We start from the raw sequence: 14,784 nt of genomic DNA, 5'->3' as shown, positions 1-14,784 counted from the left end.
TGCGCCCGTGACCGCGGTGTTCCCGCTCGGGAACTGGCTGGCCGCGGCGGCCGAGCGCGCCCGCCCCGACGCGGGCGCGCTGGTGGCCGGGGAACGGGTCGCGTGGCGGGAGCTGGACGCCCGGGCCGACGCCGCGGCCGCCGGCTTCCGCGCCCTCGGTCTGCGTCCCGGCGACCCGGTGTGCGTGCTCATGCGCAGCAGCGTCGCCACCCTCGCCGTGTGGTTCGGCCTGGCCCGCGCCGGCCTGGTCGAGGTGCCGCTCAACCCGGCCAGCGGGCGCACGCTGCTGCGCTACCTGCTCGAGCACTCCGGCGCGGCGGTGGTCGTCTGCGACGCCGAGTTCGAGCCGGCGGTGCGGGCCTGCGCCCCCGAGACGGTCCGCGCCGTCGTCGTCTCCGGGGTGGGAGAGACGTCCGGGCCCGGCGGCCCGGCCCGGCTCGACCTGGCCGACGTCCTCGCCGCCGCGCCGGGCCCGCTGCCCCAGGTGGACCCGACCGCGGCCGCCGTCGTCCTCTACACCTCCGGCACCACCGGCCCGCCCAAGGGGGCGGTGCTCTCCCACCGGGCCAACGTCAACCTCGCCCGGCACACCGTCGCGCTGATGGGCTACACCGCCGACGACCGCCTCTACAGCGTCTTCCCGCTGTTCCACTCCAACGCCCGCTACTGCAGCGTGATGGCCGCCGCCGAGGCCGGCGCGGACCTGGTGCTCGACCGCGGCTTCTCCGCCAGCCGGTTCTGGGACACCTGCCGGGCGCACGGCGTCACCGCGTTCAACTACCAGGGCGCGATGATGAGCATCCTGCACAAGCAGCTGCCGCGGCCCGACGACGCGGACAACCCGGTGCGGCAGGCCTTCGGCGCCCCCTGCCCGCCGGAGGTGTTCGCCTCGTTCGAGCGCCGCTTCGGCGTGCAGCTGACCGAGATCTACGGCAGCACCGAGGTCTCCATCGTCACCGACATGCCGCCGCACGCCCGCCGGATCGGCTCGGCGGGCAACGAGTCGGCCAACTACACCGTGGCCGTGGTCGACGAGCGCGACGACCCGGTGCCGCCCGGGACGCCGGGGGAGATCGTCGTCCGCCCCAAGGCCGCCGGCTGGATGTTCGACGGCTACGCCGGCGACCCCGCGGCCACCGCGGCCAGCTGGCGCAACCTGTGGTTCCACACCGGCGACCGCGGCCTCCTCGACGCCGACGGCTACCTCTTCTTCCTCGACCGGGTGAAGGACACCATCCGCCGACGCGGGGAGAACGTCTCCTCGTGGGAGGTCGAGCGGGTGATCGCCGAGCACCCCTCGGTCGGGCAGGTCGCCGCCTACGGGGTGCCCTCGGAGCTGTCGGAGGAGGAGGTGGCGATCGCGGTCGTCCCGGCCGCCGGCGCCACCGTCGACCCGGCGGCGCTGGTGGCGTACTGCCGCGGCACGCTGACCTCCTTCGCCGTGCCCCGCTACGTCCGGGTGCTCGACGCGCTGCCGCTCACCCCCAGCCAGCGGGTGGAGAAGTACAAGCTGCGGGCCGAGGGCCTGCCCCCGGACACCTGGGACCGGGAGGCCGGCTGATGCAGCGCTTCGCCCGCACCGAGCCCGCCCCCGGCGTCGTCGTCCTGACCATGGACCGGCCGGCGAAGCTCAACGCGATGGACCAGGTCTGGTTCCGCGAGCTGCGCGACCTGATGGCCGGCCTGGGCGTGGACGACGGCGTACGGGCCGTCGTCCTGACCGGCAGCGGTCGGGCCTTCTCCGCGGGCGGGGACATCGACGTGTTCGCCGACCTCGCCGGGGACGTGGTCCGGGTGCGCCCGCACCTGCGGCTGGTCTACGACGCGTTCTGCTCGGTGGAGCGCTGCGCCGTCCCGGTCGTCGCCGCGGTGAACGGGCTGGCCTACGGCGGCGGCACCGAGCTGGCCCTGGCCTGCGACGTGGTGCTGGCCGCCGAGTCGGCGCGGTTCGCCTTCAAGGAGCCGACGGTGGGCCTGACCCCCGGGTACGGGATCGTCCGCGGGCCGGAGGTGATCGGCCGGCACTGGACCCGCTACCTCGCGCTCACCGGCCGGGAGATCGACGCGCACCGGGCCGAACGCGCCGGGTTGGTGCAGGAGGTGCACCCCGACGCCGAGCTGCTGCCCGCGGCCGTGCAGCTGGCGACCGAGATCGCCGCGCACCCGCCGCTGGCCGTGCAGGTCGGCAAGGCCTTCGTCAACCGCGACGCCGTCGGCGGGTTCAGCGAGTCGGTCGAGGCCGTCGCCCTGCTCTTCGGGACGCCGGAGCACCGCGCCGCCGTCACCGCGTTCCGGGCCGCCCGCGGCCGCTGAGGACAGGAGGGACCATGGACCCACACGACCGGGCCGTCGTCGAGGTCTACCTCGACGCCGTGGGCCGGCTGGACCTGCCGGCGATCGAGGCCACCTTCGCCGACGACGTCGAGCTCGTGCTGCCCTACGCCCCGCCGGGCTACCCCAAGGTGTGCCGCGGCCGGGCCGAGGCGATGGGGGTCTACCCCGAGGGCCTGATGGAGCCGATGCGCTTCGCCGGCTACCGGATCGACGCCCTGGAGGGGCGCCCGGGGGAGTTCGTCGCCGAGTACACCAGCGACACCCGGGTCATCCCCACCGACCGGCCGTACCGCAACACCTACATCTCCCGCTTCTCGGTCCGGGACGGCCGCATCGTGCGGCTGGCGGAGTTCTTCGACCCGATCGAGCTGGTGGTCGCCCTCGGCGGCGAGGTGAGGACGCCGTGAGCCGGCTCGAGGGCAAGGTCGCGCTGGTGACCGGGGCCGCCCGCGGCCAGGGGCGGGCGCACGCGGTCACGCTGGCCCGGGAGGGCGCGGAGATCGTCGCGGTCGACCTCGACCGGCAGATCGACACCGTGCCCTACGACACCGCGCGCGAGCAGGACCTGCAGCAGACCGTGGCCGAGGTCGAGGCCCTCGACCGCCGGATCGTCGCCCGCACCGCCGACGTCCGGTCGTCGGAGCAGCTGGCCGCCGTCGTCGAGGAGGGTCTGGCGACGTTCGGGCACATCGACGCCCTGGTCGCCAACGCGGGGGTCTTCTCCCAGGCACCGCTCTGGGAGATGGACGAGCAGACCTGGGACGACGTCGTGGACGTCAACCTCAAGGGCGCCTGGCGGACCATGAAGGCGGTCGTGCCGCACATGATCGAGCGGCGGACCGGCTCGATCGTGCTGACCTCGTCGGTGAACGGGTTCCGCGGCAACCCCGGCGCGGCGCACTACGCGGCCAGCAAGCACGGCGTCCTCGGCCTCATGCGGAGCGCGGCGCTGGAGCTGGGTCCGCACCGTGTCCGGGTCAACGCCGTCTGCCCCGGGCTGATCGACACGCCGATGACCAACTGGCCGGGGCTCTACGACCGGATGGCCGGTCACCCCGGCGGGGACCGCGCCGACTTCGAGCGCGCCGCCCTGCACTACGGCATCCTCGGTGGCGTCGGCGCGCTGCCGCCGGAGGTCATCGCCGACGCCGCCGCCTGGCTGGCCTCCGACGGGGCGTGGGCGGTGACCGGGCAGGCGATCGTGGTCGACGCCGGCCACCTCGAGCTGCCCGGCTTCAACCCGGCCCCCCTGCAGCCCTGAGCCCGTCAGCCGGCGGCCCGCGCGTCGGGCCGCAGGGCGCGGCGCAGCGCCGCGGTGCGGTCGGCGAGGTAGCGGCGGGACACCTCGGCGTCCGGGGCGAACAAGTCGAAGCCGTGCACGGCGCCGCGGTAGACGTGCAGCTCGGTGGGGACGCCGGCGGCGATGAGGCGCTGCGCGTAGTCGATGTCCTCGTCGACGAACAGGTCGAGCTCGGCGGTCGCGATCCACGCCGGGGGCAGGCCGGTGAGGTCGCTCGCGCGCGCCGGCGCGGCGTAGGGCGAGACGTCCGCGCCCTGCGCGCCGCCCAGGTACGCCCGCCACGCGATCCGGTTGGAGTCGCGGTTCCACACGTGCGGGTGGGTGATCGCGCGGCTGGAGGCGGTGACCTCCCGGTCGTCCAGCATGGGGTAGACCAGGAGCTGCTGGTCGAGGTGCAGCTCGCCGCGGTCGCGGGCCAGCAGGGCCAGACCGGCCGCGAGCCCGCCGCCGGAGCTGGCGCCGCCGACGACGATCCGCGTCGGGTCGACGCCGAGCCCACCGGCGTGCTCGGTGACCCAGCGCAGGCCGGCGTAGCAGTCGTCGAGCGGAGCGGGGAAGGGGTGCTCGGGGGCTCGCCGCCAGTCGACGGAGGCGCAGACCGCACCGGTGTCCTCCACCACCGCGCTGAGCAGCGGGTCGTCCTGGTCGACGTCGCCGAGGACGTGGCCGCCGCCGTGCGCCCAGTAGAGGCACGGGACCGGCCCGGCGACGTCCCGCGGCGCGTAGACCCGGACCCGGACCGGCGGTGCCCCTCCCTCGCCGGGCGCCAGGTGGTCGGTGCGGGTCACCGCCTCCGGAGCGGACCAGGCGGCGCGGGCCCGCTCGGCGAGCTCCCGGCGCTCGGCGCGGGCGGTGGGGATGTCGCGCAGGTCGAGCAGGGGGATGGACGGCAGGACCTGCGCGAGCCGGGGGTCCATCCGCGCGACGAAGTCCACGGGTTCCTCCCCGCCGATGGACTGAGCGCGTCCGCGGACCTGCTCGGGGCGGGTCCGCGGACGCGCCGGGACGCTTAGATGACGGTCTCGGTCTCGTAGAAGACGAGCGACACCCCGGCCTGGGCGAAGTTCGCCATGTCCGCGGTGCCCTCGGCGCCCACCGGGGAGCCGAGGTCGGCCAGCGCGGCCTCCTTGGACGGCCAGTCGAGGACGGCCGTGAGGAAGTACTCGGGCCGCGAGCCGTCGGGGTTCTCGCACACGCCCCAGGTGTAGGAGGAGACGTTGTCCATGCGCTTGCCGATCGGGGCGTGCGTGCTGCGGTAGTGGTCGAGGAAGGCCTGCGGGTCCTCGGGGTGGTGGTAGTTGGCGACGAGTCGGTACACGGGGTTCTCCTCTCCTGCGGGTCCTGCGGGGCACGGGCGCCCCGCCAGCTCGTTCACGTCGGCACCTCGGCCGGGGTCGGGAGGGTCCGGAGCACCTCCAGCAGCCGCTCGGGGATCGCCGCCTTGCCGCCGCCCTCCGGCGTCCGGCAGACGAAGGTCATCGACCCGTGGGTGACGACCTCGCCGTCGCGGAGGAAGTCGAACCCGAGGGTGTAGGACGTCGTCCCGACCCGGTCGAGCACGATCCGGATGGTCAGCTCGTCGAACACCCGCACCATCTGCCGGTAGGTGCAGTCGGAGTGCACCCCGACGGTGAGGACGCCGAGCTGCTCGGCCAGCTCACCGCTGCGCAGCCCGTGGGAGTACAGCCACAGCGTCTGGGCGCGCTCCATCCACGGGTAGTAGACGGCGAAGTAGACGATGCCGACGACGTCGCAGTCGCCGTAGGCCAGCCGGAACCGCAGCGGCTCGTAGCTCACGATGCCTCCTGGTTCGCCTCCGCGGGCCGCTCCGCTCCTCGCTCGTTCCTCGCTGCGATGCTCACGGCCCTGTCGGCTCACGGCAGCACCACCGTCGCCGTCCCCGAGAGGACCGCCTCGCCGGCTGTGTCGTCGCGGAGGACCTCCAGGACGACGTCGCAGTCGGCCAGCCGGGCGCCGACCTCCTCGCGCACGCCGGTCACCGTGGCCCGGACCCGCAGGTGCTGCCCGGCGAGCACCGTGCCGAGGAAGCGCACCCGCAGCCGGCGCAGCCGGTCGGGGCCACCGGCCCACCCGGTCACCGCGTTCATGACGTAGCTCATGTTCAGCGGCCCCTGGTTGACCGGGCGGTCACCCATCCCGAGGGCCTGCAGCGTCTCCACGTCCCAGTGGATCGGGGTGGGGTCGGACAGCAGCGCCGCCATCGTCTTCATCTTCTCGGCGCTCACCGAGGGGACGTCGTAGACCGGCAGCTCGGTGCCGACCTCCACCGCAGCCGCCGTCATGCGTTCCTCCGGGGGAAGACGATCGAGTTCCAGCAGGTGGCCACGTGCGTCCCGTCCTCGGTGTCGTGCAGGTCCATCGCGTAGCCGACGACGTCGAACACGCCGGTGCGCCGGCCGACCTTGCGCTCGGCGGAGACGATCCCGCCGCTCACCCGGTAGGTGGCCCCCACCAGCAGTGGCCGGTGCAGCGTCGTCTCGTGCTCGCCGAAGACCGGGCCGTCCGCCGCGGTCGCGCCGAACCAGGAGAACAGCTCGTCCCAGGTGACGCCCATCGCGCCGGTGGCCGCCATCCACGCGAACAGGGGGTGGGCCACCTGCGCACCGCCGCCGGAGCTGCGCAGCGACGGGGGATGCGCCAGCACGGTGTCGGCCAGGAGCCAGGCCCGCCACGGGTGCACGGTGTAGCTGCCGCCCGGGAAGGCCCGGCCCACCTGGCCGGCGAGGTCGGCCTCGGTGAACGGTGCCGCCGATCTGAGGTCGGTCATCGACCGGCGAGGAACTTCTCGACGACCTCGTTGAAGGCGTCGGGCCGTTCGAGGAAGGGACAGTGCGCCGTCCCCTCGATCACCTCGAGGCGAGCGTCGGGGATGGCCGCGGCGAGGTAGGGCGCGTTGCCGGCGGGGACGGCGGTGTCCGCCGACCCGGTGACCACCAGGGTGGGCACGGGCACCGACGGCAGCACGTCGCGGTGGTCCTGGGTGAGGAAGTCCCAGGACGCCGCCGCCATGCCCGGCGGGTGGCACTTGCACATCTCCGCGACCGTCACCTCGAGGTCGTCGTCCGACAGCGGCTCGGCGAAGAACTGAGGCAGGACCGCGCGTGCGGCGGCCTCGAAGTCGGTGCGGATGAGCTCGACCCAGCCGGCTGCGCCGGCGAGGTCCGTGAACCCGTGCTCCCAGTCGTCGGCCTTCATCAGCTTGGGCCCGGCGCCGACGAGCGTGAGCGTCCCGAGCCGGTCGGCACCGTAGAGCTCGATGTACTGGAGCACGGTCGAGCCCCCACCCGACCAGGCCACCAGGTGCACCTGGTCGGCACCGATGTGTCGGATGACCTCGTCCAGGTCGGCGGCCAGCCGGGCGACGCGCTGCCCCCGGGCCGTCTCCGACTCGCCCTGCCCGCGGGGGTCGTAGGCCACCACCCGGAAGCGCGGGGACAGCGCGGCGAACTGGTGTCGGAACCACCACGTCGACACCCCCCAGCCCGGCAGGATGAGCAGCGTCGGGCCGGATCCCTCCTCGCGGACGTGCAGCCGGACTCCGTCGCGGACGGTGAGCACCGGCACGGTCAGACGCCCCGGTCGCGTTCGGCCCAGAACGGCGCCCGCAGCTCGCGCTTGAGGATCTTCCCGGTCGGCGCCTTGGGCAGCTGGCCGACGAAGTCGACCGACCGCGGCTTCTGGTAGCCGGCCAGGTGCTTCTTCGCCTCGTCGATGATCTCCTGCTCGGACGCGGTCTGCCCGGGCTTGAGCACGACGACGGCCTTGACCGACTCGCCCCACTCCTCGTCGGGGACGCCGAAGACCGCGCACTCCAGGACGGCGGGGTGCTGGTTGATCGCCTCCTCCACCTGGACGGAGTAGATGTTCTCCCCGCCGGAGATGATCATGTCCTTGGCGCGGTCGACGATGAAGACGTAGCGCTCGTCGTCCCAGGTGGCCATGTCCCCGGTCCACATCCAGCCGTCGCGGATGGTCTGCGCGGTGAGCTCGGGCTGGTTGAGGTAGCCGATCATGTTCTGCTCGCCCCGGACGATGATCTGCCCGGCGGTGCGGCCGTCCTGCGGCACGTCGCGGCCGTACTCGTCGACGACGCGGATCGAGGCGGTGAAGCCCTCCCGGCCGCAGGAGCGCAGCCGCTCGGGGTGGTCGCCGGCGACGGCGCGCAGGTGGTCCTCCTGGGAGAGGAACGTCATGCCGGCGCCCTCGGTCTGCCCGTAGCCCTGGATCATCGTGCACGGGAAGTGGTCCATCGCCGCGCGCACGACGGAGGAGGGCATCGGCCCGCCGCCGTACTGGAAGTTGCGCAGGCTGGACAGGTCGTAGGAGGCGAAGTCGGGCACCGCCATCATCCAGTTGATCATGGTGGTGATGCCGAGGAACGCCGAGACCCGCTCCTCCTGGATGACCTCGAGCGCCTGCTTGGCCTCGAAGTTGACCAGCACCAGCGGGCAGCCGTGCCGGTTGTAGTTCATCGCCAGCACGATCGGGATGTGGTACATCTGCCCGGTCAGCATGTAGACGTCGCTGGGCACGATCCGCTCGGCCACGGTCTGCGCCAGCATCATCGCCCCGGCGCTGCGGTGGGTGTGTTGTGCGCCCTTGCTCCGCCCGGTGGTGCCGCCGGTGTAGAGGATGAAGAACGGGTCGTCGTCCCGCACGGACGTGGCCTCCACCGGCTCCTCGTCGCTGGCCGACTCGACCAGGCGGGGAAAGCTGCCGTCGCTCTTGTCGCCGAACTGCAGCCAGTTCGGGACGTCGACGTCGCGCTGCAGCTGCTCGACGGTCTCGGCCCACTCGTCGGCGCTGATCACGGCCTTCGGGGCGGCGTCGCGGACGATGGTGGCCAGCTCCTCGCCGGCCAGCCGCCAGTTCAGCGGCTGCAGCACCAGCCCGGCGCGGCCGGCGGCGAAGTAGAGCGCCATGTACTCGGCGCAGTTGCGGGAGAGGACGGCGAACCGGTCGCCCTTCTCCAACCCGAGCCCGCGCAGGCCGTTGGCCGCCCGCCGGACGAGGGAGTCGAACTCCGTCCAGGTCAGGCGGCGGCTGTTCGGCACGTCGACGATCGCCTCGTTGCGCGGCGTCAGCGCGGCCCACTTGGCGGGGATCAGGCCCTGGTTCATGAGACCTCTTCCGGCTGCCGGTCCGATGGCTCGGTGTGACCGAGGACACCGGCTAACATGCGCACCATATTCAGGAGCGGAGTGCCGCGCCAGATCCCGCGACGGGTCGTGCCCCGCTGAGCGCCGACGAGGGGAGGGGCGGTGCGCCCACGGTTCGAGGGCAAGGTCGCGTTCGTCACCGGGGCGGCCCGCGGCCAGGGCCGCAACCACGCGGTGCGGCTGGCCGAGGAGGGTGCCGACGTCGTCGCGCTCGACATCTGCTCCGGGATCGGCTCGATCGGTTACGACCTCGCGACGCCTGCGGACCTGGCCGAGACGGTGCGGCAGGTGGAGCGGCTCGACCGCCGGGTGGTGGCCGGGGAGGTCGACGTGCGCGACGGCGCCGCCGTGCGCGGCCTGCTCGACGAGGCCGTCGCCGAGCTCGGCCGGCTGGACGTGGTGGTCGGCAACGCCGGGATCGCCGGCAGCGCACCGCTCGTCGAGCTGTCCGACGAGGCGTGGGCGGACATGATCGGCACCAACCTCACCGGCGTCTTCCAGACCTGCAGGGCGGCGGTGCCCCACCTGGGGCGAGGTGGGTCGATCGTGCTGACCAGCTCCATCGCCGGGGTCAAGGGCCTGCCCAACAACGCGCACTACACGGCGGCCAAGCACGGCGTCATGGGCCTCATGCGGGCGCTCGCCAACGAGCTGGCGCCGTCCGGAATCCGGGTCAACTGCGTGAACCCCACCAACGTCGACACGCGGATGCTGTTCAACGACGCCATCTACCGGCTCTTCCGCCCCGACCTCGAGCACCCGGGACGCGGGGACGTGGAGGACATCATGCGCGGGATGCACCCCATGGACACCGGGTGGGTCGAACCCGACGACGTCAGCAACGCCGTCCTGTTCCTCGCCTCCGACGAGGCCCGCTACATCACCGGTGCCGCACTGCCCGTGGACGCCGGCGCGCTCAACAAGTAGCCGCTCGACGCGAGGGGGACGGTGTCGTCGGTGCGGCGCCGTCCCCCCGGTGCCGGCGAGTCGTGCCCGCGAGTCAGTAGGGCAGGTCCAGCTGGATGTGCCGCCGGGTGAAGCGCCAGGCGCCGTCGTCCTCCCGGCGCAGCTCGTCGTCGTAGCGCGCGGTGGAGAGCAGGTTGGCCTTGCCGTCCTTGACCTGGATCAGCGTCAGGTAGGAGCTGACGACGGCGCTGTCGTCGGTCTCCTTGCGGATCACCACGTTCGTGGTGACGTGGCGGCGCTGGTCGTCCTGGCTGGCCAGGCTGTCGGTCATCAGCTTCATCACCGCCTCCTTGCCCTCGAACGGGCCGATGAGGTCGCCGTCGGCGATGCGCATGCTCAGCACGGCGTCGTCGGTGAAGGTGTCGGCCATCTCGGTCATGTCGTTGTCGTCGTAGGCGATGGAGTAGCGGTTGAGCACGTTCTCGATGGCGCCGCGAGCGGACATGGCTGGCATCTCCTGACCAGGGGGCCGACGGGCGTCGGCGGAGGACGAGGTGTGACCGGGTTAACCCTACGAACCCTTCGCCTGGTTTGACCAGATGTGTGGACGGCCACCACGTCGATCCCGGCTGGTGACACCAGAGGGCGACCCCTGGTCGCCGCGGTTCGGGACGTCGAGGCCGTCCCGACTGACCGTGGCGCGCCCCCGGCCGACCCCTCTGTGAGGTGGCCCGGACCGGCGGGACGTCCCCCGCGTCACCGAGCTGATCCGCCGCGGGTCCTGCCGGGGCTCGACGACGTCGAGCCGGTCGATGCCGCGAAGTACGGTCGCTGTCGCGAGAGGAGGAAGGAGTCGGCGATGATCACGGACCCGACGCTCATCAGGATCGGGGAAGTGGTGCAGCTCAGCCACCAGGGCGAGCGCGAGGCCGCTCGCCGTCAGTTCGCAGAGATCTGGGACGAGATCGGCGGCGAGCGAGGGGACCCGCTGCACCGGTGCACACTCGCGCACGCCATGGCCGATGTGCAGGACGACGTGCGCGACGAGATGCTCTGGGACCACCGAGCGCTGGCCGCTGCCGACCTGATCACCGATGCGCGGGCCACCCAGGCGGGGGTGACGCTTCCGGTGGCCGGCCTGTACCCGTCGCTGCACCTGAACGTGAGCGAGTGCTACCGCAAGCTGGGCGATCTCGCCCGTGCTCGCGAGCACTTCCAGCAGGCGCAGGCCACGATCGGCGTGCTCGGCGACGACGCGTACGGACGCTTGATCAGGGACGGCCTGCAGCAGGTGGCCGAGCGGCTGCACCGAGGCGTCCTCGGTTCGCAGCTGCGGGGCTGTCCCTGAAGCCGCCTTCGGGGACACCAACGTGGCGCGGCGCTGGCTCTGTCGCGCGCGGCCGAGCCGTGTCGACTCGTCGACGTGGCGACCGGTCGACACGTCGCTGACCCCGGGCAGCTCGGCATCCGGCGCCCAGGATCCCTTCTTCGCTCCTGGCGTGCCCGGTGCCGGGTCGTCATCGGCGGGGGTGTCATCGGCCAGGCCCATGACCAGCTCGGCCTCGTAGGCGGCGTCCATCGCCCGACGTGCCTGGATGCGCTGCAGCTCGGCGGCCTTCTCCTGCCGGGTCAGCAGGCCCACCGGCAGCCGGGCGACCACCGGCGGGCGCTCGAGCAGCCGGCCGACCAGCGCAGCCTCCAGCGGGAGCGCGCGCAGCCGGTCGACGTCATGGGCCGAACCTGCGGAGGGGGTACGACGATCCCGGGCCGCCGACCAGGTCGAACGGCGTCCCTGATCACCCGATCGAGTGACAGCACGGCCAGGGCACCGGTGCGGGGGTGAGGACGCTGGAATCCGTCCTCGCGGTCACCCCTCCCAGACCGGCGGCAGCGCGTCGGCGAGTGCGGTGAACCTCAGGATCGAGATCCCCTCCGGCCCGCCGGCGGTGAGGTAGGCCTCCCGCGTGCCCGGCCGGATCGCCACGTTGGTCGTGGTCGGGAACTGCTCCGGACCGTTCCCCTCCGGCCGAACCGTGGCGACCGGGTTGCCGGAGCTGTCGAACACCTCGACACGCCCACCGAAGTACATCGCCTGGTACACGTTGCCGGCGGCGTCGACCGTGAGAGAGTCCGCCAGCCCGCCGCTGTAGTGCGCGTACACGCTCACACCCGTGCCGGGTGCCCACTCGTCGACGGCGACGCCGGACTCGTCGAGGTCGAAGGTCAGCAGCCGGTTGGCGAGGTGTTCGCTCACCCACAGGCGCGAGCCGTCCGGGCTGAGGGCGATGCCGTTGGGGTGGGCCAGCCCGCCGCTGACGAGGGTCTGCGCTCCGGACGCGTCCACGTGGACGACCCGCCCCGTGGGCTCCAGGACGTTGCCCTGCATGTCGGTGTAGAAGAACCCGCCGTCGCCGTCCATCACCAGGTCGTCCGGGTAGATGGGCGTGCCCTCGAAGGCGTCGATCAGGGTGCGCACGTCGGTCCCGTCGGGGGCCATCGTGAGGATCCGTCCTGATCCGCCGGGTCCGCCGTTGTAGTCCGACAGGTAGAAGCGCCCGTCCGCGGCGACGTCGAGCGAGGCGATCACGCTCGTGTCATCGCCGTACAGCGGCCTCACCTGCTTGGTGTCCAGGTCCACCTCGTAGACCTTGTTGCCCTCGGCGTCCCCGAAGGCGCTGACGAAGACGAGGTCGCCGTCGGGCGTGAAGGCGGGACCCTCCGGGACCGGTGGCGGTGCCCCCTCGGCCGGGGCGCCGAGGATGCCGCGGATCCACGGGGTCGCGACGACCTCGGTGGGGCTCCCGGACGACGGATCCGCGGGCTGGGCCCGGCCCGGGAGGCCGGTGAGCAGGACGAGGAGGCCGGCGGCCGCCGCGACACCCAGGACGGTGCCCGTCGACCGCCGTCGTACCGAGGATGTCGTCATGGCTGGGCCCACCTCTCGTGCGGGGTCGGGGAACCGGCCGACGTCAGCCGGCCGAGGCGTCGAACTCGACCAGCAGGCGGGGGACGCTGCGGGTGTAGAGGCCCGCCTCGTGCGGGACGAAGCCCTCCTGGTACCGGAGGTTCGGCAGCCGGTCGAGGACGAGGTCGAGCGCGACGGTCATCTCGGTGCGGGCCAGCAGCGAGCCGACGCAGAAGTGCCGGCCCAGGATGAACTGGACGTGGTTGGCCGCGCCGCTGAACGCCTTCGCCACGTCGAGGTCGGGCCGGTGGACGTCGAAGGTGTCCGGGTCGCGGAAGTGCCGCTCGTCGCGGTTGGCCGCAGCGAGCATCAGGATGCAGGTGGCGCCGGCCGGGATCGTCGTCCCGGAGACCTCCACCTCCTCCTCGGTCTGGCGCATGATCATGTGCACCGGGCCGGAGTGCCGCAGCGTCTCGGCGATGACGGCGTCGGCCAGGCTCCGGTCGGCCCGCACCTCGGCCATCTGCTCGGGGTGGTCGAGGAGCTGGCGGACCATGCTGGCGATCGCCTTGTCGGTGGTCTCGCCACCGGCGACCAGGAGCAGGCTGACGAACGCCTTGATCTCCTCGTCGGACATCCGCTGACCGTCGACCTCGGCGCGGCACAGGCGGGAGAGCAGGTCGTCGCCGTCCCCGTCGCGGCGCTCGCGGATGATCGGCAGCACGTACTCGCGCAGCTCCTCGCGCGTCTGGTCGGCCCGGGCGGTGACCGCCGGGTCGCCGGCGAGGTTGTTCAGGTGCGCCATGATCGAGTGGTACCAGCGGTGGAACCGCTCGTGGTCGCTCCTGGGCAGGCCGAGCATGTCGACCATGACGTTGATCGGGAACCACGTCGTGAACTCGGCGACCAGGTCGGCCCGGCCACGGCCGGCGATGCCGTCGATCAGCTCGCCGCCGGCCCGCCGCACCACCCCGTCCACCAGCTCCGCGGCGTTGCGCGTGATGACCGGCAGAAAGGCCTCCAGCCCCTTGCCCCGGAAGAACGGGTTGAGCAGCGCCCGGTGGGTGGCGTGCTCCTTGCCCTCCATCTGCAGGATCGTCCGCCCGTGGATCGGCTCGAGCTGCCAGTCGTAGTTGCGGCTGGAGAAGGCCGGGTTCCGGAACGCGCCGGCGACGTCGGCGTAGCGGCTGATCAACCAGCTCTGCGTGGCCTCGTGGTAGACGGCCGGGTGGTGGTCGCGCAGCACCCGGTGGAAGGGGTACGGGTCGTCGATGAACTCCGGCGAGAGGATGTCCGGCGTCGGGGGGTTCAGCGTGGTCATCGGACCGTCCTCACTTGACGTAGGCGCCGGCGTCGACCGGGAAGGTCACGCCGGTGACGTAGCGGGCCTCGTCGCTGGCCAGGAAGAGCACCGCGTTGCTGATGTCGACCGGCTCGACCCAGGGCACGGGCAGCGTGTTCAGCGACAGGAACCCCGGCATCGCCTTCTCCTGGCTGGGCTCCGGGTCGCCGGGGGAGAACATCGCCCAGGTGCCGGGGTTCTGGATCATGATGGTGTCGACGTTGGTCGGGTGGATGGTGTTGACCCGGATCGAGTACGGCCCCAGCTCGTTGGCCAGGGTCCGCATCAGGCCGACGATGCCGTGCTTGCAGGCGACGTAGTGCCCGACGTTCTGGATCCCCTTGAGACCACCGATGGAGCTGGTGAACAGGATCGAGCCGCCGCGGCCGGCCTCGATCATCGCCGGGATCGCCACCTTGGCCGTGTGGAAGACGCCGGTCAGGTTGACGTCGATCATGTCCTTCCACTGCTCGCCGGTGAGCTCCCACGCCCGGCCGTAGGTGGCGATGCCGGCGTTGGCGACGACGGTGTCGACGCGGCCCAGCTCGGCCAGGCCCGCGTCGAAGGCGGCCTGCAGCCCGGCCAGGTCGCGGACGTCGGCCTTCCGCGCCACGATCCGCCGGTCGAGCGCCTCGACCTCCTTGACCGTCTCGGCCAGCTCCTCCTCGGTGGCCAGCGGGTAGTACGGCGTCACCGTGTCGATGTCGGCGCAGATGTCGACCGCGATGATGTCGGCGCCCTCCTGGGCCAGCCGGACCGCGTGGCTGCGCCCCTGCCCGCGCGCGGCGCCGGTGACGAACGCGACCTTGCCTGCCAT

General features: G+C 72.6%; 17 protein-coding genes. 6 read left to right on the top strand and 11 right to left on the bottom strand.

Going from position 1 to position 14,784, the window contains the following annotated elements; translation table 11 throughout:
* Window positions 1-7 precede the first annotated feature (7 nt).
* Genes DQ238_RS00880 through DQ238_RS00865 form a run of 4 tightly spaced genes read left to right on the top strand, consistent with a single transcriptional unit; the run spans window position 8 to window position 3,595 of the window.
* Complete coding sequence (locus DQ238_RS00880; RefSeq protein ID WP_158550671.1) at window positions 8-1,561, top strand: AMP-binding protein; 1,554 nt, start codon at window positions 8-10, stop codon at window positions 1,559-1,561.
* A complete protein-coding gene (locus tag DQ238_RS00875; RefSeq protein ID WP_113779411.1) occupies window positions 1,561-2,313 on the top strand; it encodes an enoyl-CoA hydratase/isomerase family protein in 753 nt (250 codons plus the stop codon). The genes DQ238_RS00880 and DQ238_RS00875 overlap by 1 nt, the downstream gene beginning before the upstream one ends.
* A 14-nt stretch (window positions 2,314-2,327) precedes the next feature.
* On the top strand, window positions 2,328-2,741 hold the full coding sequence (locus DQ238_RS00870; protein WP_113779410.1) for a nuclear transport factor 2 family protein: 414 nt from the start codon (window positions 2,328-2,330) through the stop codon (window positions 2,739-2,741).
* Window positions 2,738-3,595, top strand: a complete 858-nt coding sequence (locus DQ238_RS00865) for a mycofactocin-coupled SDR family oxidoreductase (protein WP_113779409.1) — start codon at window positions 2,738-2,740, stop codon at window positions 3,593-3,595. The genes DQ238_RS00870 and DQ238_RS00865 overlap by 4 nt, the downstream gene beginning before the upstream one ends.
* A gap of 5 nt (window positions 3,596-3,600) precedes the next feature.
* Here DQ238_RS00865 and DQ238_RS00860 read toward each other — a convergent pair whose 3' ends face one another.
* From DQ238_RS00860 to DQ238_RS00830, 7 genes are all read right to left on the bottom strand, one after another.
* Window positions 3,601-4,569, bottom strand: coding sequence for an alpha/beta hydrolase (locus DQ238_RS00860; protein ID WP_113779408.1), 969 nt, complete (start codon window positions 4,567-4,569; stop codon window positions 3,601-3,603).
* Window positions 4,570-4,643: 74 nt separating this feature from the next.
* Window positions 4,644-4,952: an EthD family reductase gene (locus tag DQ238_RS00855; RefSeq protein ID WP_113779407.1), complete on the bottom strand. Its 309-nt coding sequence runs from the start codon at window positions 4,950-4,952 to the stop codon at window positions 4,644-4,646.
* A 53-nt stretch (window positions 4,953-5,005) separates the two neighbouring features.
* Complete coding sequence (locus tag DQ238_RS00850) at window positions 5,006-5,431, bottom strand: thioesterase family protein (protein ID WP_199506047.1); 426 nt, start codon at window positions 5,429-5,431, stop codon at window positions 5,006-5,008.
* Window positions 5,432-5,508: 77 nt separating this feature from the next.
* Complete coding sequence (locus tag DQ238_RS00845; RefSeq protein ID WP_113779406.1) at window positions 5,509-5,937, bottom strand: MaoC family dehydratase; 429 nt, start codon at window positions 5,935-5,937, stop codon at window positions 5,509-5,511.
* On the bottom strand, window positions 5,934-6,422 hold the full coding sequence (locus DQ238_RS00840) for a hypothetical protein (protein WP_113779405.1): 489 nt from the start codon (window positions 6,420-6,422) through the stop codon (window positions 5,934-5,936). Before DQ238_RS00840 ends, DQ238_RS00845 begins: the two co-directional genes overlap by 4 nt.
* Window positions 6,419-7,219 carry an alpha/beta fold hydrolase gene (locus DQ238_RS00835; protein ID WP_158550670.1) on the bottom strand — a complete coding sequence of 267 codons (801 nt, stop codon included), beginning with the start codon at window positions 7,217-7,219 and terminating at the stop codon, window positions 6,419-6,421. The genes DQ238_RS00840 and DQ238_RS00835 overlap by 4 nt, the downstream gene beginning before the upstream one ends.
* Window positions 7,220-7,221: 2 nt before the next feature.
* Window positions 7,222-8,775 (bottom strand): class I adenylate-forming enzyme family protein, encoded by a 1,554-nt coding sequence (locus tag DQ238_RS00830; RefSeq protein WP_113779403.1) that lies wholly within the window; start codon window positions 8,773-8,775, stop codon window positions 7,222-7,224.
* Between the two features lie 141 nt (window positions 8,776-8,916).
* Between DQ238_RS00830 and DQ238_RS00825 the strand changes: the two genes are divergently transcribed.
* Entirely contained in the window at window positions 8,917-9,741 is an 825-nt protein-coding gene (locus DQ238_RS00825) for a mycofactocin-coupled SDR family oxidoreductase (protein ID WP_113779402.1), read from the top strand.
* Window positions 9,742-9,814: 73 nt separating this feature from the next.
* Here DQ238_RS00825 and DQ238_RS00820 read toward each other — a convergent pair whose 3' ends face one another.
* Window positions 9,815-10,225 carry a nuclear transport factor 2 family protein gene (locus DQ238_RS00820; protein WP_113779401.1) on the bottom strand — a complete coding sequence of 137 codons (411 nt, stop codon included), beginning with the start codon at window positions 10,223-10,225 and terminating at the stop codon, window positions 9,815-9,817.
* 354 nt (window positions 10,226-10,579) lie between these two features.
* On the opposite strand from DQ238_RS00820, the gene DQ238_RS00815 reads away from it, so the two are divergent.
* Complete coding sequence (locus DQ238_RS00815; RefSeq protein WP_113779400.1) at window positions 10,580-11,068, top strand: hypothetical protein; 489 nt, start codon at window positions 10,580-10,582, stop codon at window positions 11,066-11,068.
* 519 nt (window positions 11,069-11,587) lie between these two features.
* Here DQ238_RS00815 and DQ238_RS00805 read toward each other — a convergent pair.
* The 3 genes from DQ238_RS00805 to DQ238_RS00795 are packed head-to-tail and all read right to left on the bottom strand — an operon-like array spanning window position 11,588 to window position 14,784.
* Window positions 11,588-12,646 (bottom strand): SMP-30/gluconolactonase/LRE family protein, encoded by a 1,059-nt coding sequence (locus tag DQ238_RS00805; protein ID WP_113779399.1) that lies wholly within the window; start codon window positions 12,644-12,646, stop codon window positions 11,588-11,590.
* Window positions 12,647-12,689: 43 nt separating this feature from the next.
* Window positions 12,690-13,946 (bottom strand): cytochrome P450, encoded by a 1,257-nt coding sequence (locus DQ238_RS00800; RefSeq protein ID WP_113779398.1) that lies wholly within the window; start codon window positions 13,944-13,946, stop codon window positions 12,690-12,692.
* Between the two features lie 10 nt (window positions 13,947-13,956).
* Window positions 13,957-14,784: a mycofactocin-coupled SDR family oxidoreductase gene (locus tag DQ238_RS00795; protein ID WP_305037548.1), complete on the bottom strand. Its 828-nt coding sequence runs from the start codon at window positions 14,782-14,784 to the stop codon at window positions 13,957-13,959.

The organism is Geodermatophilus sp. TF02-6 (assembly GCF_003319115.1).
Lineage (GTDB): Bacteria > Actinomycetota > Actinomycetes > Mycobacteriales > Geodermatophilaceae > Geodermatophilus.
Note: the sequence above shows the minus strand (reverse complement) of the source record. Positions and strands in the feature narration are given on the sequence as shown.

Bases quoted from the DNA above. Each gene is read 5' to 3' on its own strand.
- DQ238_RS00875 (WP_113779411.1), top strand. From the start codon at position 1,561: ATGCAGCGCTTCGCCCGCACCGAGCCCGCCCCCGGCGTCGTCGTCCTG.
- DQ238_RS00870 (WP_113779410.1), top strand. From the start codon at position 2,328: ATGGACCCACACGACCGGGCCGTCGTCGAGGTCTACCTCGACGCCGTG.
- DQ238_RS00845 (WP_113779406.1), bottom strand. From the start codon at position 5,937: ATGACGGCGGCTGCGGTGGAGGTCGGCACCGAGCTGCCGGTCTACGAC.
- DQ238_RS00840 (WP_113779405.1), bottom strand. From the start codon at position 6,422: ATGACCGACCTCAGATCGGCGGCACCGTTCACCGAGGCCGACCTCGCC.
- DQ238_RS00830 (WP_113779403.1), bottom strand. From the start codon at position 8,775: ATGAACCAGGGCCTGATCCCCGCCAAGTGGGCCGCGCTGACGCCGCGC.
- DQ238_RS00820 (WP_113779401.1), bottom strand. From the start codon at position 10,225: ATGTCCGCTCGCGGCGCCATCGAGAACGTGCTCAACCGCTACTCCATC.
- DQ238_RS00815 (WP_113779400.1), top strand. From the start codon at position 10,580: ATGATCACGGACCCGACGCTCATCAGGATCGGGGAAGTGGTGCAGCTC.
- DQ238_RS00805 (WP_113779399.1), bottom strand. From the start codon at position 12,646: ATGACGACATCCTCGGTACGACGGCGGTCGACGGGCACCGTCCTGGGT.
- DQ238_RS00800 (WP_113779398.1), bottom strand. From the start codon at position 13,946: ATGACCACGCTGAACCCCCCGACGCCGGACATCCTCTCGCCGGAGTTC.
- DQ238_RS00795 (WP_305037548.1), bottom strand. From the start codon at position 14,784: ATGGCAGGCAAGGTCGCGTTCGTCACCGGCGCCGCGCGCGGGCAGGGG.